Below are 19,731 nucleotides of genomic sequence, written 5' to 3' on the forward strand. Positions count from 1 at the left end.
ATGGTGGACAGTTTCTGCAGCCTGGCGGCTGCGCTCATTCCTGCGTCGGAGCCTGTCCGTCGGGGACTTGCGGCTCGCCGGTACGCGCGGCGAGCTCGCGGATCAGCTCGCCCAGTCTGATCGTGCGCGGGTCGTCGTCACCGTGATTTGCCACGCGGATGTCGTGGGCGGTCCGCAGGTAGGGAATTGCCAGGGCATCGGCGCCCCGCAGCATGAACAGCGTGGCAAGGCAGAAGGCCAGATCGCCGCGCTCGGGATGTCCGGCAGGCAGACCGGATTCAAGCACTTGTGCGATCCCGCGAAGCATTTCCGCCGCCGGATCGGGTTTGCCGACGAGGGTCAGCATCAGCAGGCAGTAGCGCAGTTTCTGGCGTGCGCCGGGAAGGGCCGGTGGCCTGGCCGTGGTCCACACCGCGAGTGCCTTGCCGAGCAGCGCTTCCGCGCCCGCACGGTCCCGTAGACGGCCTCGCAGCACGGCGAGATCGCAATACACCTCGCCCTCGAGAGCACTGCGCTGCGCAAGCGCGAGCTCCGCGGGCAGTCGTGCCAAGGTCTCGCGCAGCATCGCTTCCGACTCTTCGGCGTGCCCTTCGTCTGCCAGCTGCGAGGCAGCGGCCCGCATCTGGACCGCCTGCATCCAGCTGAACACCTGCCGATCGACCGGCGCCGCGTCCGTTGGTGGCAGCACCCCTGCCTCGTACATCCGGGTGAACATGTGCCTGGCCGCGGCGAGCGCTGCCTGATCGACCGTCTTCTGAAGAAAATGCACCTCGATCAGTTTGAGCAATGCGCGTGCGCGGTGATTGGCGCGCGTGCGCAGCGGCGAGTTCACGAGGCACCGCCCCTCAGCCTCCGACCAGTGCTCGGAGAGCCTGAAGAGGCGTGTCAGGAAGGAGGCATGCAGTTCCCCGGCAATGCCGACCTCGAGATGGATTACATATTCGAGTTCGAGGAAGAACACCGCGAAGACATCGATCGGCAGCAGATGTGCTTCGTGTAGCCGGAAGATCTGTCGCATGCCTTGTGCATAGGCATCGATGTGACGCAGTGACAGTGCCGCGAAGCCGCCGGCGGTGGCGCGCGCCAGCCGCAGCGTGTGCATCCTCCAGATGGTCTGCTGGTAGCGCTCGGTCGCGCCCGCATTGCGTGCCAGCAGCGCGATCAGCGCGCGCTCGAGCTGGTCGTGGAGGCGGTAGTGTTCGCCATCGCCGGCCCGCACGAAGAGGGCGTCGCGCGCCACCAGGCTGTCGAAATCGGAAATCGCGAATCCGCTCACGAGATGTTCGGTGACCAGCGCTTCGAACAGCCGGCGGTCGAACCAGCCGGTCAGTGCGATGACGTGGATCGCCTGTTTCAGTGCCGGTGGGACGCTGCGCAGGAAGGTTTCGAAGATGTTCTTCGCGTGGCGCGCGGCCGATCGCTCGTTCAACGGTCGCCTGCGCTCGCGTATTTCCTCGATGCACAGGCGCAGGCGCAGCGGCGAGTAGCGATCCGCGCCGGGGCTCGCCGCATCGTCCCGCGAGACGGTCAGAATCTGCGCGGCCGAGGCCCGCAGGGCCTGCGCTGCGGCAGTCTCGCCGGCGGCGTCGAGCAGGCTGTCCGCCTGCCTGACGAGCGCCTGCGCCGCGGCAGCGTCCAGCCCGGTCAGGGGCACCTGGCGGATCAGCTCATCCCACGAACCGGTCGCATCCTCATCGTCGAACAGCTCGTGCCAGCGCAGGCGCTCGCGGCCGAAGGTGACGAAGCGGATTGCCGCACCAGGCGCCGGATCGGCAAACATCAGGAAGCGCAGCAGGGTCTCGAGCGCCCGTTCTGCCGGCGTCGCTTCGGCGATCGCCTGCGGGTCGGCCTGAATTCGGTCGAGCGCGTCGATCGCGATCAGCAGCGGCACCCCCTTTCCGGCAAAAGCGATCAGATCGGCGGCGAGAACCTCCGGGGCGATCGCGAGCATCGTCTCCAGGTTCGCCTTGGCCGGATCGAAGCCCTCGCGCTTGAGCCGCTTGCGTGCGGCGTGCTTCTTGAACGCCTGGGCCAGCTTGATCAGTAGCTGGGCGCTCTTGAGCGATCTTGCGAGATCGGCGGCCCCTTCGGCGAGATCCTTGAATACCTCTGCATCGAAGGTCGCATCGAGGTATTCGGCGAGTCCCTTGTCGCTGCCGATCCCGGCAAGCCGCTCGATCGGCTCCGCGCGGGCGCCCAGGGAGCTGAGCAGGGTCGGGAGCGAGATCACCACGCCGGGCATGACGAAGCGGGTGAAATAGCTCACGTAGTACAGATCGAAGAGCGGTGTCGGCACCGTCGCCCGCCGCAACGCGAAGCGCAGCGACCAGAGCGCATCCGGTGCGCTGGTCCGCGGATCGAAGCTGTCGACGTCGAAGCTGGCGGTCGCCAGCCGCGAGGACTCCTTCGGTGCCGCCGTGGCGGCAAACTGCGCCAGCAGCGAGGACTTGCCGATGCCGGGCGGTCCGACGAAATGCAGCAGCCATGTCCTGTCGGGTGCTGACCCGAGTGCTGCACGGTAGTCGCGCAGCTGCCCCAACGCATCCGCGTAACCGGCAAACAGCGCCAGGCCCCGGCTTGGGGCCTGGCCTGCATCGACCGGGCGGTGAGGGTTGATCGGCATCGGCTGTTCGGCTCAGCTGTCAGGGCGACGCGGGTGTGTCGGGTTCATGCCGGCGAGCCATGTCGGGCAGGGCCGCCGCCGTGCTTTCAAGATAGTCCATCCCGCGGCCCGCCGCGCCCTCACGGCGTGGCTGCCTGCCGCGGGCAGGGCGGGCCGTCGTCGAGGCGCATCACTTCGCTGACACGCCGGTCGAGCAGGCAGCTCGACACATAGCCGATGGCGCCCGGCGTGGCGCTGACGAAGCGGATCATCGCTTCCTGCGAAGCCACCACGTAGGGCGGCAGTTCGCCATGGAAATACTGATCGCGCCAGTAGTCGTCGAGCTCTTCCGGGGTGTTGCGCAGGACCGCACCGGAAAATGCCCGCCGCAAGGGGTCGCCGGCCGGCAGGTTGACCGGGGCAATGCGCGTGCCGTCCGGCCAGAAGTGTTTCTTGCGCTTGAAGATCGCCGCCAGCTCGCGTCGGTCGACCGTTCCGCCATGGGCATTGCGGGCGACGATCACGGCGATGCCGTCGCCGCTGTCGGCATGTCCGGCGCCGTGCCAGCAAAACAGCAACATGGCGGCGGCACGGAGCACGATGGCGAGGCGCACCGGCGGCACCTCAGAACAGCACGCTGACCGAAGCCAGCACGCCCTGCGACACGCCGTCGGGCAGACGGCTGCCACGCAGCCATTCGGCCTTGAGCGAGATCGCGCGGGCGTAGCGGTAGTTGAGCCCGAGCACCGCGATGCGGCTGGCCGCTCCGCTGCCGGCAACCCGCAGGCTCTCGATGCGCCCCACTCCATAGAGGCGCCCGCCGAGCGGCATCACCGCCTGCAGGAAGCCGCCCTTCTCAACCTGCTCCGCCCCCTCGCTGGAGTCGCGATAGACCGCTTCGCCGCTCAGCTCCCGGCCTGCCCGGCGCCACATGAAATCGAGCCCGAAGAGGTGTTTCCGCTCATCGCGGCGGCCTTCCTGCTCGAAACCGGCGAGCGACAGCCCGATCTGCAATGCCGAATCGAGCGGAACGTTGAGGCGCAGCCCGCGGGCCTCGCTGAACGGATCCTCGGCGGGCTTGCGGCGCCACTCCGTCCCGAGTGCCTGGAACACCGCGTATTCCACCTCGCGGTCCGCGATCGGCAGCGTGCCGAACAGCATCGCGCCGGTGGCGGTGCCGGGGAATACCGCATCGGTGACCAGCGGGCGCGAAGTGGTCCACACCAGCGGATCGGCGTGGATCTGGTTCCAGCGTCCGATCGGCGTCAGGAACTTGCCGGCCCGCACGGTGATGGCGTCGCTGAAGGCATAGTCGCCGTAGAAGCGCTCGAGGGCCAGGAAGCGCTCGTCCTCGACCCGTGGGCGCCGGGTCGCGAAGGCATCCTCGAGGTCGGCCTCGGTGAAGAACCTGAAGCGTCCGCTGCCCTGCCACCACAGCATCAGGCTCAGGTGGCTGAAGGCCGCGCGCGGGTCGGCCCTGTCGGTGTCCTCGGCACGCGCCGTGGCATAGCCGCCCAGCGTGAAGCCGCTGTCGCCGAGCGCCAGGCCGCGGCCCAGCTCGTAGCCGCCGAGGCGCAGCACGTCGTCGGGCTGGCCGGCGATCGCCGGCCGCAAGACGCAGGCGAGCAGCAGCAGGCACGGCAGCGCCAGGCGTTTTGCGTATACTCGAAAGCCCATCTGAGTGCAGCCCCCTTACTTGATGCGTCGCCTTCCATCGTGACGATCCGCAAGACCCTGCTCGGCGCCTTCCTGCTGGTCGCGCTGGCGCCCGCCATCCTTCTGGCGGGGCTCGCATTTGTCAAGGCACGCGCGGCGCTGCAGTCGGAAATCGAACACAGCCTCGCCACCCAGGCGGAGGCGATCTCGGCGGAAATGGACAGGGTCCTGTTCGAGCGGCTGCAGAACGCGGTGGTGTGGAGCCAGCTCGACGTGATGCAGGATCTGCAGGTGCAGGACGTCGATCGGCGTCTGTCGAGCTTTCTGTCGCGGGTCGCCGAAGGCTATGGTGGCGTCTATCGCGACCTCTCGGCGCTCGACGCGGCTGGTGAGGTGGTGGCCAGCAGCGCGCCGGCAGCGCTCGGGACGCGGTTTGCCCCGGCCGTGCCGTGGCAGCGTTTCAGCGTTGCGGGCGTGCGGGTCAGTCTTGCGCTGCCGGAGTTTTCGGCCGACGGCGAATCCGGCAGCGTGGTGTTGCGCACGCCGGTGCGTTCGCATTTCGGCGACGCGACGCTTGGCGAGCTGCTGCTGCGGGTGGACTGGAAGCAGTTCGACGCTTTGCTGGACAGGGCCGCGGGCGGCGGTCGGAGTGCCGCGGTGGTGGACGCGGAGGGCCGCATGGTGGCGGCCTCGCGCAGTCTGCGCGAGCGCGGCATGTTGCTCGGTCGCGACCTTGCCGGCTGGCCGCTGCCGCGCGCGGCCGGCGGGGCCTTCACCCTCGACGGAACCCCGCTCGGTACCGACCGGGTGCTGGTCGGCGTGGGTCGCGCCGCTGCCTTTGCGGGCTTCGAGGGGCCGGGCTGGCGCACGCTCGTCATCCAGCCGCTCGACCTGGCGCTGGCGCCTGTGCGTCGCATGGCGGCGATCTCGCTGCTGCTGGTGGCGGCGCTGATCCTCGTGACGCTGGCAATGGCGACCTGGGTCAGTGGCAAGATCGCCCGGCCGGTGGTGGCGCTCACCGAATTCACCCGCCACTACCGGCGTGACCGCAGCCTCGGCAACCGGCCGCCTGCGGCGGACGGCGAGGTTGGCGAGCTGGCCGGGGCCTTCGTCGACCTGGTGGAGGACATCGATGCCTCGCAGCGCAAGCTGGTGCGTGCCTCCAAGCTCGCCGTGGTGGGCGAGATGTCATCGCTGATCGCCCACGAGGTGCGTACCCCGCTGGGCATCATGCGGTCCTCGGCGCAGATGCTCAAGCGCGAGCCCGGGCTGAGCGAGGACGGGCGCGAGCTGACCGGCTTCATCGAGAGCGAGACCGAGCGGCTCAACCGCCTGGTGACGACCATGCTCGATGCCGCGCGTCCGCGTGCGCCGCGCTTCGTTTCGCTTGATGCGCACCGGCAGATCCGCCAGACGCTCGCCCTGCTCGCGGGCCAGGCCTCGGCCCGCGGCCTATCCCTGCAGGAGACGCTCGAGGCCGCCGATCCGGTGGTCGAGGCCGACGAAGAGCAGCTCACCCAGGCGCTGCTCAACCTGGTGATGAACGCTCTGCAGGTGCTTCAGCCGGGCGGCGAGGTGCGGGTGTCGAGCGCCGATGCGGACGGGGCGCTGGCGATCACCATCGAGGACAACGGCCCGGGCATTCCCGAGGACGAGCGTGAGCGCATCTTCGAGGCCTTCTTCTTCCGTCGCGAGGGCGGCGTGGGTCTCGGGCTGGCGATCGTCCAGCAGATCGTCCAGGCGCACGGCGGCAGCATCGTCGCGGGAGTCAGCCGGTCGGGCGGCGCGGCCTTCGCGCTGCGCCTGCCGCGCCGGCACGAGGCGCCGCAGTGAGGAGAACGCAATGAGCAGCAAGTACATCCTGATTGCCGACGACGAGCCGAACATGCGTCGCGTGCTCGAGATCATGCTGCGCAAGATGGGCCATACCGTGTTTGCCGCGGCGGACGGCCAGGAGGCTTTCGAGCTTGCCCGCGGCAACGCCATCGACCTGGTGATCACCGATCTGCGCATGCCGCGCATGGACGGCATCACCCTGCTGTCGACGCTGCGCGAAGCGGGCATCGATGCGCCGGTGATCGTCATCACCGCGCATGGCACGGTGGAGTCGGCGGTGGACGCGATGAAGCGCGGCGCCAGCGACTACCTGCTGCGACCTTTCGACCTCGATGCGCTGGAGCTGGCGATCGAGCGGGTGCTCGGCGGGGTCGAGGTGGCGCGACAGAACAGCTTCCTGCGCGAAGAACTCGATCGTGGCTGGCAGGGCTTCATCGGCACCAGCGCGGCGATGCAGGCAGTCTACGAGCAGATCCGCCAGGTCGCGCCGAGCCGCGCGACGGTGATGATCACCGGCGAGACCGGCAGCGGCAAGGAGGTCGCCGCGCGGGCGATCCATGCCGCCTCGCCGCGCAAGGACAAGCTCTTCGTGCCGATCAACTGCGCTGCGATCCCGGCAGAGATGCTCGAAAGCGAGCTGTTCGGCCATGAAAAGGGCGCCTTCACCGGTGCTGTGCGCGAGCGCGTCGGCAAGTTCGAGCTCGCCGATGGCGGCACCCTCTTTCTCGACGAGATCACCGAGATGCCGCTGGCGCTGCAGGCCAAGCTGCTGCGCGTACTGCAGGAAGGCAGCATCGAGCGGCTGGGCTCGAACCGCACGCTGCAGCTCGATCTGCGCCTGATCGCCGCCACCAACCGCGATCCGCGCACTTCGATCGCCGAGGGCCATCTGCGCGAAGACCTCTTCTACCGGCTCAACGTTTTCGCGCTCGAACTGCCCGCGCTGCGCCAGCGCAAGGAGGACATCGCGGCGCTGGTCCGGCACTTCGCGGACAAGCATCGCCACGCCGGTTTGACCGGCCAGGGCTTCGAGACCGGCCTTTTCGAACATCTCGAGGCCTACGACTGGCCCGGCAACGTGCGCGAACTCGAGAACACCGTCGAGCGCGCGCTGGTGCTGGCGGGCGGCGCGAAGCTCGGCAAACGGCATTTCCCGCTGGCCGCGACGGCGCCTGCGGAAATTTCCCCGATCGACGCCGAGACCTTGCCGGAAGGCCCGCTGAGCGAGGTCGTGGAAGCGCTCGAGCAGCGCTTGATCGAACGCGCGCTGCTGCGTAGCGAGGGCAACAAGACGCGCGCCGCGGCGCTGCTCGGCATCAGCGAGCGCACGCTCTGGTACAAGCTCAAGAAGCTCCGCGGCGATCAGGCCTGAAGCGGTAACGGCCCGCCCGGCGGGCCGCGGTCGGGCTCATTGCTCGGCGCCGTCGAGCAGCGCTTCGGCTCCGATGCCGCTCCGCGGGGGGCTGCAGACCCGGTTCCGGCCTGCCGCCTTGGCACGGTAGAGCTGGGCGTCGGCGGCCCTGATCAGCACTTCGAGCGAATCGCCGGGGTTGCGCCCGGCCAGCCCGAAGCTGGCTGAGAGCGGGTGTGGATAGGATGCGGTGATGTGTGCCCTGCCGAGCGCGACGCGCAGGCGTTCGCCGAGCGCGTGCGCCTGCGACAGCCCGGTCTCAGGAAGCAGCAGGATGAACTCCTCGCCGCCCCAGCGTGCGACGAGATCGCCTTCGCGGCGGGCCCCGAAGAGAAACTTGCCGAAGGCCGCGAGCACATCGTCGCCCACGGCGTGCCCGAATCGGTCGTTGATCGACTTGAAGTGATCGATATCGACCATCAGCAGCGACAGTGGCCGGTCATTGCGCAGGGCGGTGCTCCACAGCGGCGCGGCGCGTTCGAGAAATGCGCGCCGGTTGAGCAGGCCGGTCAGTGAATCGATGCTGGCGAGATGTTCTGCGCTTTCACGCGCGCGGCGATGTTCCCGCACCCGGTGCGCGAGGCCGAGCGCCAGCAGAATGCCCTCGAGCGCCACGCCGAGTTCGGCCACATGCAGGGTCGCGAGCGAATAGGGCAGCCCGCGCCACACGCCGAGCGCGGTGGCAGCGGCACCGGTCATCGCGGCGAGTGCCGCGGCGAGCAGGTAACGGCCGGCGGCCACGCCGCGTCTGACCGCGTCGAGGCCGAGCGTGACCATGATCAGTGAGGTCGACAGTACGAACAGGAAGGCCACCAGTGCCGCCATCCCCTGAGAGCGCAACACGACCGCGGCACCGATCGCGACGAGCCCGGCCTGGGCATAGCGCTGCACCGACCGGTCCAGTCGCGGCGCGGAGTCCTCGAGGCGCAGGAAACCTCGCGCGAAGCGCAGGCCCAGGGCGCAGAAGACCACCATCATCACCAGGATGACGAAGCGCTGCAGGCCGGCCTGCGCGGGCCACAGCAGGGCATAGCCGTGGCCGGTGTAGGCCAGGTCGGTGAGGATGAAAGCGCCGAGGTAAAGCGCGTAGTCGAGGTAGCTGCGTTCGCGCAGGCCGGCATACAGCATCGCGTTGTAGGCCACCAGTGCAAGCAGGAAGCCGTACAGGGCGCCGTAACCGTAGGCCCTCAGGGTACGCTCGTGCAGCAGGCTCGCGGGCGTGAGCAGGCGCACCGGGAGCGGCAGCGGATCGGCGGTTTCGGCGCGGATCAGGACATCGGTAAGACCCGGCGCAAAGCTGGACTCGAAGACGTAGCCCAGCCCGGCTTCGGGGTGCTGCAGGGCCGCATCGCCGTCGCCCGCGGCAATGCGGACGTGCCGACCCGATTCATGGCGCAAATGGACGTCGAGCCGATCGATCCAGCTCACGCCGACGATCAGGGCCCGCAGCGCCGGCAGATCGTCGGTGTTTCTGAGGGCGATGTGAAACCACACCGGCGCGGCACCGATGCCGAACTTGGGTACCGCCTCGGATAACGGCCGGAACTCGCCGGCATGCAGGGCGGCGAGTGCCTCCTCGAAGTCGAGCGGCCGCTTTCCCTCGACGAGGATCTGGCCGGATCGACCGACGAATTCGTCGGTCAGCGCCTGCAGTTCGACCGCGTCGCGCGCACCCGCGTGCGCCACGCCCGCGAAGCACGCGCACAGCAGGAAGAGTGCAAGGCACCCGAGCATCCGGCCGAAGCTGTCGGATGCTCGGGATGGAAAGACCCTGCGGGCAATGAGGTTAGGCCACATTGCGCCGAGAATACCGTACTTTCAGGGTGTTTCGTCCGCTTCCTGTCGGGCGCAGAACGCCGCTGGCCGGGCAATCCGGGCCGGTGAACAGGCAATTCCGCGCTCGCCGCCGCTACGGGCTGCGGGGCGGTGGCGGCGCGGTGGCCGCCGGCTGACGCAGCGGTGCGGTGCCGAACACCCGTCGCGCGATGCGGCCGATGGTGAGCCCTTGGGCGAGGATCGAGAACACCACCACGCAGTAGGTCAGTGCCAGCACGATCTCGCGGCTTGGCCCGGCGGGCAGGGACAGCGCCAGCGCGACCGAGATGCCCCCGCGCAGGCCGGCCCAGGTGAGCAGGCGCCAGCTGCCGCGCGGCAGCTCCAGCAGCCGGCCCATCAGGCTGAGCGGTGTGGCGACGCTCACCGCGCGCGCGAGCAAGGTGATGAGGATGGTCAGGACCGCCCCCAGCAGCATCCCGAAACTGAAGCTGACGCGTACCACCTCGAGTCCGATGAGCACGAACAGGACGGTGTTGAGCAGACCGTCGATCAGGTCCCAGAAGCGCCCGAGATGATCGCGCGTGCTGTCCGGCAGTGCGCCGCTGCGGCTCTTCGTGCCGACCACCAGGCCGACCACCACCATGGCCAGCGGGCCGGACACGTTGAGTCCGTGGGCGAGTTCGTAGCCGCCCATCACCACTGCCAGGGTGAGCAGTACTTCCACCTGGTAATTCTCCACGTCGCGGAGCAGCCGGAACAGGATATGGCCGAGCAGCAGCCCCAGGACGATGCCACCGCCGCCTTCGCGCAGCAGCAGCCACAGCCCTTCGTGCAGGCCGGGCTGGCGGCCGGTTTCGACGAAGGACAGGGCCAGCGAGAACAGCACCACGCCGACCGCGTCGTTGAACAGCGATTCGCCCGAGATGATCGCCTCGAGCTGCTTCGGTGCCTCCGCCGACTTGAGCACGCCGGCCACCGCCACCGCATCGGTGGGCGAGATCAGCGCCCCGAACACCAGGCAGTAGGCCAGCGGCAGCGGGATATTCACCAGCGGCAGGAGTTTCCACAGCGCGGCACCGACGAGCAGTGCGGTCATCGTCGTGCCGAACACCGCGAACACGCCGATCGGCCAGCGATACAGGCGCAGCCGCTCGATCTCGACCTGCAGCCCGCCGGCGAACAGCAGCAGCGCGAGCATGCCGCGCATGAGCATGTCCGGGAAATCGACCGAGGCCATCATCGCCGCTTCGTAGTCCCGCGGGGCACTCCAGCCGAGCTGGTCGAGGCCGATCAGCGCCACCGAAATCGCCAGTGCGATGGTCATCACGCCGACGCTGGTCGGCAGGCCGACGAAACGATAGTTGATATACGCCAGCGCGGCGCTGACGATCAGGCACCAGATTGCGATTTGCAGCATGGTCGAGGAAGTGCGAAAACGGGCGGAAGGGATCGAGGTCGAGTGGCCGGGTGCGAGCCGCCCGAAGCGCCCCGCCGCCACGGCGATACTGTGCCTGAGCCGCCCTTGCGTTGCCAGTGCCACGATTCACCCGGCATCCGGCTTGCGCGATCCATGCTAGGCTCGGACGCTTTTCGGCATGCGCCGCCACGTCTTGCTGAGCGGGCGGCGCCGGGGAGGCGCAAGGTGTCGGGTTGGTACGCGTGGCTGAACATGTTCATTGGCCTGGTGGTGATCGTCAATCCGCTGCTGGCGGCCTCGTCGATCGCCACGCTGGCCATCGACGAGGGACCGGCCGAGCGCAGGAACACCGCGCGCATGGCGGCGCTCACCGTGGCGACGGTCATGACCATCTCCGCCGTCGCCGGGCAGGCGGTGCTTGCGCTGTTCGGCATCGGCATTCCCGAGTTTCATGTCGGTGGCGGCATCCTGTTGCTGCTGATCGCCATCTCCATGCTGCACGCCAAGGTTGGCGGCACCCGCCACACCGCTGAGGAGGCCGACGAAGCCCAGGGCCGCAGCCAGGTCGGGGTGGTGCCGATCGGCATCCCGCTGCTCGCCGGGCCGGGGGCGATCAGCACCGCGATTCTCTATGCACACAAGGGCAAGGGCTGGGTGGACCTGGTGGTGCTGGTCGGCGAGATCTGGCTGGTCGCCTGTCTGGTGTGGATCGCGCTGCTGGCCGGCGACCGCGTCATGAAGCTGCTCGGCCAGACCGGGCTCAACATTGCCAGCCGCATCATGGGTCTGCTGCTCGCGGCGATCTCGATCAGCTTCATCACCCAGGGCCTCAAGGTGCTGTTGCCCGGACTCGCCTGACTCCGCTGCGCCGCGGCCCGAGCCGTGGCGGCACTTAGGGGGACGGCGGGGCGACGCTCCAGAATCCGAGCTTGCCGAGGCTGGCGGCGAGCCGCAGGCGCGCCAGCCGCCAGTTGGCGAGCGTGCCGATGCGCTGCTGGGCGGCGTCGGCCATGACGCGCTGGGCGTCGAGCAGCTCGAGCGTGCTGCCTACCCCCGCCTTGTAGCGGCCCTGGGCGATCTCCAGTGACTTGGTGGCGAAATCGAGCAGCTTGCCGGTGTTCTCGACGGTCTGCGTCTCGGTCTGCAGCGCCTGCCAGCTTTGCCAGACTTCGCGCGCCACGCTCTGCTCGGCGTCGTCCAGCTCGGCGGTTGCCTGTTCCATCTCTGCCCGCGCGGCGCGCACCTGGTAGTGGCGGCCGAAGCCGTCGAACAGTGGTATGTCGATGCGCACGCCCAGCGTCTCTGCGTTCTTGTCCAGCGGGTCGGACTGTCCCTTGTAGTCGGTGCTGTTGCGCGTCGCGTTGGCCACCAGCGAGACGCTCGGTGCGTGGGCGCGCTCGGCGGCGGCGAGGCGCGCCCTGCTGGCATCGAGACGTGCCCGCGCGGCGCGCAGGCCGGGGTGTTTTTCGCGGGCCGCGTCGAGCATCTGGCCGACCTCGGTGATGAAGGCGAGGTCGGGCAGGCGGGCATCGTCGGGATCGACCGCCAGCGGCAGGGTCGGTGCCTCGCCGATGCGCAGCGCAAGCCGCCCCTGGGCGTCGCGCAGCGCGCCCTCCGCCTTGCTGCGGCTGAGAATCGCCTGCGCGAACGCGGTCTGCGTCTGGAGCTGCTCCGACAGCGCGCCGACGCCGGCGCCGTGCTTGGCCTCGGCGGCGAGGAAGCTCTGCAGGTTGATGCGCTCGACCTCCTGCGCTACCGACAGCGTGCCCTGGGCGAGCAGCAGGTCGTAGTAGCTGGTGGCCGCGTCGAGAAACACCTGCTGGAGGGTGGCGTCGCGGCTCGCGGTGGCGGCCAGCAGGGTGCGGCGGGCGCTGTCGACCGCGGCGCTGCGCTGGCCGAAATCGAAGAGCGTCCAGCTCAGGTCGAGCGACAGGTCGCGGCTGTGCTGGTCGCTGCGGCTTGCCGCGACGCCCTGGGAGAGGCGCTCGCCATAGCGGTAGGTCGTCGCGGTGGCGTCCACCCGCGGCAGCCAGGCCGCCCGGGCGATGCCGAGTTGCGCCGCCTGCAGGCGCACGGCAGCCCAGGTCTGGCGGGTCCGAGGGTCGGCGCACAGGGTCCGCAGTACCACCTCGTCGAGGCTGATGTTGCCCGCGTCGGGGGCGCGGGCGCCGGGGCATGCGGTGTCCCCGGCGAGTGAGGGGTCGAGCGGCGCGCCACCCATCGGCGGTGGCGGCGGCAGGCTGCGCACCGTGTCGAGCGGGTCGAACCCGAGCGCGGTGCCGGGCAGCACGTAGAGCGCCAGCAGGAAGGGCAGCGCGCGCTTCATGGGGCCGCGTTGTCGGCGCTCGCGGCCCGCGCGACGAGCGCCTCGATCGGCATATCCTCGGCGATCCTGCCGCCGTGCAGCACGATCACCCGCTCGGCGCTGCGGATCGTCTCGGGGCGGTGGGCGATCACGATCCGGGTCAGCGCGAGTTCGCCGATGGCCCGGTTCACCGCCTGCTCGCTGTCTACGTCGAGGTGGCTGGTGGCTTCGTCGAGGACCAGGATGCCCGGCCGCTTGTAGAGGGCGCGGGCGAGGAAGAGGCGTTGCTTCTGGCCGCCCGAAAGCACCGTCCCCATGTCGCCGACCAGGGTGTTGTAGCCCATCGGCAGCACCGAGATCTCCTCGTGGATGTAGGCGATGCGGGCGCACTCCTCGATGCGTTTGCGGTCCGGCGTGGGGTCGAAAAAGCTGATGTTGTCGGCGATCGAACCGGCAAACAGGGTGTCGTCCTGCATGACCGTACCGATGCCGTCGCGCACCACGTCGGCGCCGTTGCGTTTGAGGCTGGCCTGGCCGATGAAGATGTCGCCCTCATCGGGCGGAAAGACGCCGAGGATAAGGTTGATCAGCGTGGTCTTGCCGCAGCCCGAGGGGCCCACGATTGCCACCGACTGGCCGGGCGGGATCTCCAGGTCGATGCCGTCGACGATGTAGGGCTCGCCCTCCGCGTAGCGGAAGCGTACGCCCTCGAGACGCACCGCCTGCGGCGTCGCCGTGGCCTGCGTGAGCGGCAGTCCGCGCGCCGATTCGGGCTTGCTGAGCACGATGTCGGCGAGGCGCTCGCCCTGCAGTCGCAGCATGCGCAGCTCGAAGAAGCGCTCGATGAGGCCCGACAGGCGGCCGTCGAACTGGTCCTTGTAGGCCTTGAAGGCGATCAGTGCGCCGACCGAGAGCGCGCCATCGAGCACCTGCTTGGCGCCGAGCCAGATGATGGCGATGCCGACCAGCCCCGAGAGCAGGCCGCTGGCGGCCTGAAAGCCGATGTCGAGGCGTTGGGTGCGCACCGAGGCATTCATCTGGTCGGCAACCAGCGTCAGCCAGCTCGAGCGGCGTTCGTCCTGCCGCCGGAACAGCTTGACCGCCTTGATGCCGCGGATGGTCTCGAGAAAGTGCGATTGCTGCTTGGCATCCTGCACGATCTCTTCTTCGGTAGCGGTGCGCAGCGGCGAGAACCACAGCGTGCGCACCAGGGCGTAGCAGAGCATCGCGATGAGCGCCAGCCAGGCGAGCGCCTGGCTGTACATGAACATCATACCCAGCGTCACGATCGACATCAGGCCGTCGAGCAGGCCGGCGAAGAAGGCGGTGGTGAGGACGCGCTGGATCTCGTCCACCGCGCCGAAGCGCGACACCACGTCGCCGAGGTGGCGACGCTCGAAGTACTGCACCGGCAGCCGCACCAGATGCGAGAACACGTTGGCCCGCCACTGCAGCTTGAGGTTGGTGCCCAGGTGCAGCATGATCCAGCTGCGCAGCGCGGTGAAGAGGCGCTGCAGGATCAACAGCATGCCGAAGCCGAGCGCCAGCGTGGTGAGCAGGTCGCGATCGGCCGACACGAGCACGTGGTCGATGGTCCATTGCAGGTAGAACGGTGCGACCAGCGCGAACACCTCGAGCGCGAGGGCCAGCAGCAGAATCTGCGCAGCGGCGCCGCCGAGGCCGTCCACCCGGCCGATGAGGTCGCGGAAACGCACCGCCGGGGGCGGCGCGGCGCTGCGGAATTCGGCGGTCGGCCACAGCTCCAGGGCGACGCCGGTGAACGCCCTCCCGAGTTCGTCCATGCCGATCTTGCGCTGGCCGCCCGCCGGGTCGTGGATCACGATGCCGCGCGGCGTGACCTTCTGCAGCACCACGAAGTGGTTCATGTTCCAGTGCAGCACGCAGGGCAGGCGCAGCTGCGGCAGATCCTCGATATCGAGCCGCAGCGGCCGGCTTGCGAGGCCCAGCCCGTTGGCCACGGAAATCAGCTGGCCGAGGGTCGCGCCGTGCTGCGAGATGGTGTGCTGGCGCCGCAGCGACGGCAGGTCCATGCGGTTGCCGTGGTAGGAGGCCACCATCGCGAGACAGGCCAGGCCGCACTCGGTGGCCTCGGTCTGCAGGATGATCGGCAGGCGCCGGCCCAGGCCGAAGGAGAGATCGGGAATTCGTGACATGGATCGAGGGCTCAGAGCTTTCCGGTAATGCTGATGAGGGGCTCGAGAACCCATTCGTAGAGTTTGCGTGTTTCCTGCATCACGTCGGCCTCGATGAGCATGCCCACTTGCAGCGGCTGTGCTTCGCCGTAGGCCTTGATCGTCTGGGCAGGCAGGCTCACGGTGATGCGATAGAGCGGCTCGTTGGCGACCTCCTGCGCGTCGAGGCCGAGGGCAGAGAGTTCCTGGCTGGTCAGCGCAACCCGCGCCACCTGGCTGACACGGCCTTCGTGATGGCCGAACTTCTGGTAGGGGAAGGCGTCGTAGCGCACCATCACGCGGTCGCCGGCACGCACGAAACCGACTGCACGGCTCGGCGCGAACAGATGCGCCTCGAGTTTCGCGCCGCGCGGAATGATGGCCAGCAGGGGACGGTCGACCGGCGCGTTCTGCCCCAGCTCCGCATTCGCCGCGGTGGCGATGCCTTCGCGCGGCGCGGTCACCACGATGCGTCGGCGCAGCTCGCTCTCGGTGAATTCCTGGTCGGCGCTCGAGACCCGGCGTTGCAGCTCGGCGATCTGTTTCTCGAACTCGATGGGCAGGCGCTCGAGCTCGTCGCCGAGCGCGCCGATTTCGCGCTGCAGGCCGACGCGCTCGCGCTGCAGACCCTGGAGCCGCGAGCGCTGGTCGATCAGATCGGCCTCGCGCAGCTGTACCTGCTCGCCGGCAATGTAGTCATGCGCGAGCAGGCCCTTGTATCGTTCCAGCGTATCCTCGGCGAGGCTTACGCGGGTCTTCTGGCCCTCGATGGAGCGTTCGATGACGGCGATCTCCGCGCGGTAGGCCCGGCGCTTGCTCTCCAGCGAGGCGAGCTGTTCGGCAAGCAGCTCGCGGGTGTGGGCGATTTCGCCATCGAGGCTCTGGCGCCGCCGCTCGACGAGCCGTCCGATGCCGGCGATGCTGCTGTTATCCGCCGTTTCGCGATCGAGGCTCAGGACGTAGAGCAGCTGTCCCGCACGGACCGCCTGGCCTTCCTTGACGTGTTTCTCGATGACGATGCCGCCCTGCTGCGGATAGACCTTGGCCCAGCCGCTCTCGGGCAACAGCTGCCCGCGCACGGTGACCCGCTTGGTGTAGCTCGCGAAGCTCAGGAAGAGAATCAGCGCACAGGCGCTCAGCACCGCAATGGCGGTGAACAGGCGGAACGAGAACGGCTGGGTGAGCGTGACCGTACCCAGCCAGCTCGTTCGTTGCGCATCGATTGCCTCGCGGCGGAACAGCTCTTCATCGCTCATGGGACCTGAATATCAAAATGGGCCACCTTGAAGAAGGTGACCCATCACGATCCGTCAGAAACGGATCAAGAACGCTGCGGAATTAGCGGCAACCGGAGTAGCTGGTCGAACCGCAGGTGCTCAGTGCCGGTTCGCAGGTGGTCGGCGCCGGTGCGCAGGTGGTGGTGGTCGAGCAGGACGAGCCCCAGGAGAACAGGCTCTTGATCAGGCTCAGCTTGAAGCTGAAGAGACCGCCGAGCAGGCAGAAGGTACCGCCGGAAACGGCTTGGACTTCGTTGGACGAAAGTTCGCGAATAGCCATGACATTGACCTCGATATTTTTGATGGTATTGGTGACATCGGCATGAAGTTTCTCGTGCCGAGGCTGCCCGATCTGATCGAACAGCGGACCGAGTGTAGGTAGCCGGGCACCGTACGTCCATGGCAAAGAGCGGGGCTTGCGCCACCCGTAACAATTGGTGACAGTCCGCGGCGATTGGCCGCACGGGTGATATCCAGATCGCATCGATGAGCCATCCCGGGACGCTTCACGGCAGCGCCTCAAGCCGCGCCGGGATCATCCGGGAAGGTTGAGCGGGATCAAGTCGTCCCGCTCATACCTGAGTAAAATACTCGGCCATGGCCCGATTGGTGCATTCCCGACAGAGCCCAAGAATGCAAACCGCAAAGCGATTCCCACTCCATCCCAGACATCCCGAGCGAATATGCTGGGGCTGCGACAAATACTGCGCAGCCGATTCCCTGCAATGCGGGAACGGCTCGGGCCGCACCATGCATCCGGCCGAGATGCTTGGCGAGGACTGGTACGAATACGGCGATTGGGGACTGGACCTGCCCGACGACGGGACGCTGCCCGCAGCGATCATTCCGGCAGGGGAATGAACTCGGTCTCGTCTCCCGGCACCTTCGGGAAGCGCCCCGCCGTCCAGTCGGCCTTGGCCTGCTCGATGCGTTCCTTGCGGCTCGACACGAAGTTCCATTCGATGAAGCGCGGCCCCAGGCGTTCGCCGCCGATGATCGCAATGCGCGATTCGGTCAGGGCTTCGACGATGACCCCGGGTGCATCCGAGAACACTGCCATGGCATGCTCGGGAATGGTCGTTCCGGCTGCCTTGAGGTTGCCCTGGGCGACGTACACCGCGCGCTCGTCCGCGTCCGGCAGCACGAGGGTCTGACCGGCCTGCAGATGCGCTTCGACATAGAGCGTGTCGGCAAAGACCCGGACCGGCGAGCTCACGCCAAAGGCCGACCCCATCATCACGCGCACCGCGACACCGGCGACCGATGCGGATGGAATCGTCGCGGCGGGATAGTGGTAAAAGGCCGGTTCCGCTTCTTCATCCTTTTCAGGCAGCGCCAGCCACAGCTGCAGGCCGTGGAGGCGGTGGGGTGCAGCGGTTACCTCGGGGCGCTCGCGCTCCGAATGGACGATGCCGTGGCCGGCCAGCATCAGGTTGATGTCACCGGGCCGGATCGCCTGCAGGCTGCCGAGTGAGTCGCGGTGCAGGATCTCGCCCTCGAAGAGATATGTGACGGTAGCGATGTTCACATGGGGGTGCGGGCGCACGTTGATGCCTTGCCCGGCCGGAAAGGACGCAGGCCCCATGTGATCGAAGAATATCCACGGTCCGACCATCCTGCGCTGCAGCGTCGGCAACAGACGCCGAACCGAAAAGCCGCCCAGATCCTTGTCGCGTGGCCGGATCAGGAGCTCGATGGCGTCGCATGCGCCCGGTGCCTGACAATCCTGCTCGAGTTCCGCTGAAAGCATGCTCATTCGTATCGACTCCTGTCCATTCGATCGACAACCGGATCCGCTTGGGCGCTCGCGCGCTGCGGCCGGGTTCATTACCGCGGTCATTGCAGCACAAGCTTGCGGCGATTGCGAGGCTGCGCCCGGGGAGCCGGACGAGGCGCCCGCTGGCGCGTTGCCGCGGCCTTGTGCAAGCATGCGGGCTGCGGGGCGGCGGGCCCCGGTAGCGAAGTGCGCCCCCGCCCGTAAAGGAGGATCAAGTCATGAGCCGAAAGTTCGATTACTACTTTTCTCTCAACTCCCCGTGGAGCTATCTTGCCGCGCGGCAGCTCGGAGGGCTCCTCGCCCGTACCGGCGCAACGGTTCAGCTCAGGCCGGTCCGGGTGGCGGATCTGTTCGCGGCGACCGGCGGTCTGATGCTGCGTGACCGGCCCCCTGCCCGGCAGGCCTACCGGCTCCAGGAACTCGCCCGCTGGAGCAAGTGGCTGGGCGTGCCGATGCATCCGCTGCCGGCGCATTTTCCGGTCGATGAAAGCCTGGCTGTTGGCACCGTGCTGGCGGCGATGGAGGCTGGATTCGATGCCCTGCCGCTGACCGCCACGCTTGGCCGGACACTGTGGACCGACAATCTCGACCTCGCCGACGAAGCCGTGCTTGCCGGGGTGCTTGCGGAACGGGGGCTGCCTGCCACCCTGCTGGACGACGCCCGCCAGCCGCGGCACGCTGCGAAGCTGAAGGCCAACACCGAGGCGGCGATTGCCGCCGGGGTATTCGGTGTGCCGACCTGTGTCGTGGACGGCGAAGTGTTCTGGGGGCAGGATCGGCTCGATTTCGTCGAGCGTGCCCTGCGGGAGGCGACGCTCTGAGGCGGTGGGCACGGCACCGGACGCAAAGCCGTCAGTCTCCGGCCAGCGGCAGTCAATCGATCTCGGAACAGCCCAGCGCGTACATGCGATCGCGGGCGTGGCGACGCTGCTCGGTCAGCGCCTGTGTCGAGCGTTGGCGCGCTGCTGCATTGATCTGTCTCACCTGGCCGCGCAGTTGCGGACACGCCGCCGGTTCTGCCGGTCGTGCATCGGGGTTGGCAAGCACCGTCACGCGGGCGCCGTGCCCGGCCGCCATTCGGTTGGGCGGGATGGTCAGGATTCGCGGCGCATCGACCACGGACAAAGTGCCGCCATCGAGCGGTTCGGCTGCGTTGCCGGCACAGGCTTCGTCCTGATAGACGAGTCGGTCCCCGACCCGGCACTTGTGGACAGCGCCGGTGGAGGCCGGCGCCGCCGGGCCGGCACCATGCCGCAGTGAAGGGCGCCCGCTTGCCCGGGATGCTTCGATCGCCGACGCATCCATCGCCGTCGGCCGTGTCGGTGCGGCCGTCTGCGTGTTCTGGTGATCGCGCCATCCGAGGTAGGCGAGTGCCCCGAAAAGAGCGGTGGTCAGCACGACGGAAATGATGACGGATCGGGTGGAAGAAGACATGCCGTGAAAGCTTCGGGAATCGGCTCGAGTCGTCCCGTATGGACGATG

16 protein-coding genes are annotated in these 19,731 nt (G+C 68.2%); 5 read left to right on the forward strand and 11 right to left on the reverse strand.

The genetic code is table 11. The features are described 5' to 3' along the window. Positions 1-34: 34 nt before the first annotated feature. From GQB03_RS10560 to GQB03_RS10570, 3 genes are all read right to left on the reverse strand, one after another. Positions 35-2,623: a tetratricopeptide repeat protein gene (locus GQB03_RS10560; RefSeq protein WP_159688600.1), complete on the reverse strand. Its 2,589-nt coding sequence runs from the start codon at positions 2,621-2,623 to the stop codon at positions 35-37. 119 nt (positions 2,624-2,742) lie between these two features. Then, positions 2,743-3,216 (reverse strand): type 2 periplasmic-binding domain-containing protein, encoded by a 474-nt coding sequence (locus GQB03_RS10565; protein ID WP_159688603.1) that lies wholly within the window; start codon positions 3,214-3,216, stop codon positions 2,743-2,745. A gap of 10 nt (positions 3,217-3,226) precedes the next feature. Then, positions 3,227-4,279, reverse strand: coding sequence for a hypothetical protein (locus GQB03_RS10570; protein ID WP_159688606.1), 1,053 nt, complete (start codon positions 4,277-4,279; stop codon positions 3,227-3,229). 39 nt (positions 4,280-4,318) lie between these two features. On the opposite strand from GQB03_RS10570, the gene GQB03_RS10575 reads away from it, so the two are divergent. Both GQB03_RS10575 and GQB03_RS10580 read left to right on the forward strand, forming a co-directional pair. Next, on the forward strand, positions 4,319-6,091 hold the full coding sequence (locus GQB03_RS10575; RefSeq protein WP_159688609.1) for a sensor histidine kinase: 1,773 nt from the start codon (positions 4,319-4,321) through the stop codon (positions 6,089-6,091). Between the two features lie 10 nt (positions 6,092-6,101). Next, positions 6,102-7,466 (forward strand): sigma-54-dependent transcriptional regulator, encoded by a 1,365-nt coding sequence (locus GQB03_RS10580; RefSeq protein WP_159688612.1) that lies wholly within the window; start codon positions 6,102-6,104, stop codon positions 7,464-7,466. 36 nt (positions 7,467-7,502) lie between these two features. Here GQB03_RS10580 and GQB03_RS10585 read toward each other — a convergent pair whose 3' ends face one another. Together GQB03_RS10585 and GQB03_RS10590 are read right to left on the reverse strand one after the other, a co-directional pair. Beyond that, complete coding sequence (locus GQB03_RS10585; RefSeq protein ID WP_159688614.1) at positions 7,503-9,239, reverse strand: diguanylate cyclase; 1,737 nt, start codon at positions 9,237-9,239, stop codon at positions 7,503-7,505. Between the two features lie 175 nt (positions 9,240-9,414). After that, positions 9,415-10,698, reverse strand: a complete 1,284-nt coding sequence (locus GQB03_RS10590; protein WP_159688617.1) for a cation:proton antiporter — start codon at positions 10,696-10,698, stop codon at positions 9,415-9,417. Between the two features lie 225 nt (positions 10,699-10,923). Between GQB03_RS10590 and GQB03_RS10595 the strand changes: the two genes are divergently transcribed. Then, positions 10,924-11,556, forward strand: coding sequence for a MarC family protein (locus GQB03_RS10595; RefSeq protein ID WP_159688620.1), 633 nt, complete (start codon positions 10,924-10,926; stop codon positions 11,554-11,556). Positions 11,557-11,590: 34 nt separating this feature from the next. Here GQB03_RS10595 and GQB03_RS10600 read toward each other — a convergent pair whose 3' ends face one another. From GQB03_RS10600 to GQB03_RS10615, 4 genes are all read right to left on the reverse strand, one after another. Then, positions 11,591-13,024: a TolC family protein gene (locus GQB03_RS10600; RefSeq protein ID WP_159688623.1), complete on the reverse strand. Its 1,434-nt coding sequence runs from the start codon at positions 13,022-13,024 to the stop codon at positions 11,591-11,593. Then, a complete protein-coding gene (locus GQB03_RS10605) occupies positions 13,021-15,177 on the reverse strand; it encodes a peptidase domain-containing ABC transporter (RefSeq protein ID WP_159688625.1) in 2,157 nt (718 codons plus the stop codon). The genes GQB03_RS10600 and GQB03_RS10605 overlap by 4 nt, the downstream gene beginning before the upstream one ends. Positions 15,178-15,188: 11 nt before the next feature. Next, positions 15,189-16,451, reverse strand: coding sequence for an HlyD family secretion protein (locus tag GQB03_RS10610; protein WP_159688628.1), 1,263 nt, complete (start codon positions 16,449-16,451; stop codon positions 15,189-15,191). 82 nt (positions 16,452-16,533) lie between these two features. Next, positions 16,534-16,752 (reverse strand): hypothetical protein, encoded by a 219-nt coding sequence (locus tag GQB03_RS10615; protein ID WP_159688631.1) that lies wholly within the window; start codon positions 16,750-16,752, stop codon positions 16,534-16,536. A 353-nt stretch (positions 16,753-17,105) separates the two neighbouring features. Here GQB03_RS10615 and GQB03_RS10620 point away from each other — a divergent pair, with 353 nt between their 5' ends. Beyond that, positions 17,106-17,333 carry a DUF3079 domain-containing protein gene (locus tag GQB03_RS10620; protein ID WP_159688634.1) on the forward strand — a complete coding sequence of 76 codons (228 nt, stop codon included), beginning with the start codon at positions 17,106-17,108 and terminating at the stop codon, positions 17,331-17,333. Here the strand turns inward: GQB03_RS10620 and GQB03_RS10625 are convergent. Then, entirely contained in the window at positions 17,314-18,228 is a 915-nt protein-coding gene (locus GQB03_RS10625) for a pirin family protein (protein WP_159688637.1), read from the reverse strand. The genes GQB03_RS10620 and GQB03_RS10625 overlap by 20 nt on opposite strands. A 239-nt stretch (positions 18,229-18,467) precedes the next feature. On the opposite strand from GQB03_RS10625, the gene GQB03_RS10630 reads away from it, so the two are divergent. Then, positions 18,468-19,070 carry a 2-hydroxychromene-2-carboxylate isomerase gene (locus GQB03_RS10630; protein ID WP_159688640.1) on the forward strand — a complete coding sequence of 201 codons (603 nt, stop codon included), beginning with the start codon at positions 18,468-18,470 and terminating at the stop codon, positions 19,068-19,070. 52 nt (positions 19,071-19,122) lie between these two features. On the opposite strand, the gene GQB03_RS10635 is transcribed toward GQB03_RS10630, so the two are convergent. Next, positions 19,123-19,683 carry a hypothetical protein gene (locus GQB03_RS10635; protein WP_159688643.1) on the reverse strand — a complete coding sequence of 187 codons (561 nt, stop codon included), beginning with the start codon at positions 19,681-19,683 and terminating at the stop codon, positions 19,123-19,125. Between the last annotated feature and the right edge of the window lie 48 nt (positions 19,684-19,731).

It is taken from the genome of Cognatazoarcus halotolerans (assembly GCF_009800965.1).
Classification (GTDB): Bacteria; Pseudomonadota; Gammaproteobacteria; order Burkholderiales; family Rhodocyclaceae; genus Cognatazoarcus; species Cognatazoarcus halotolerans.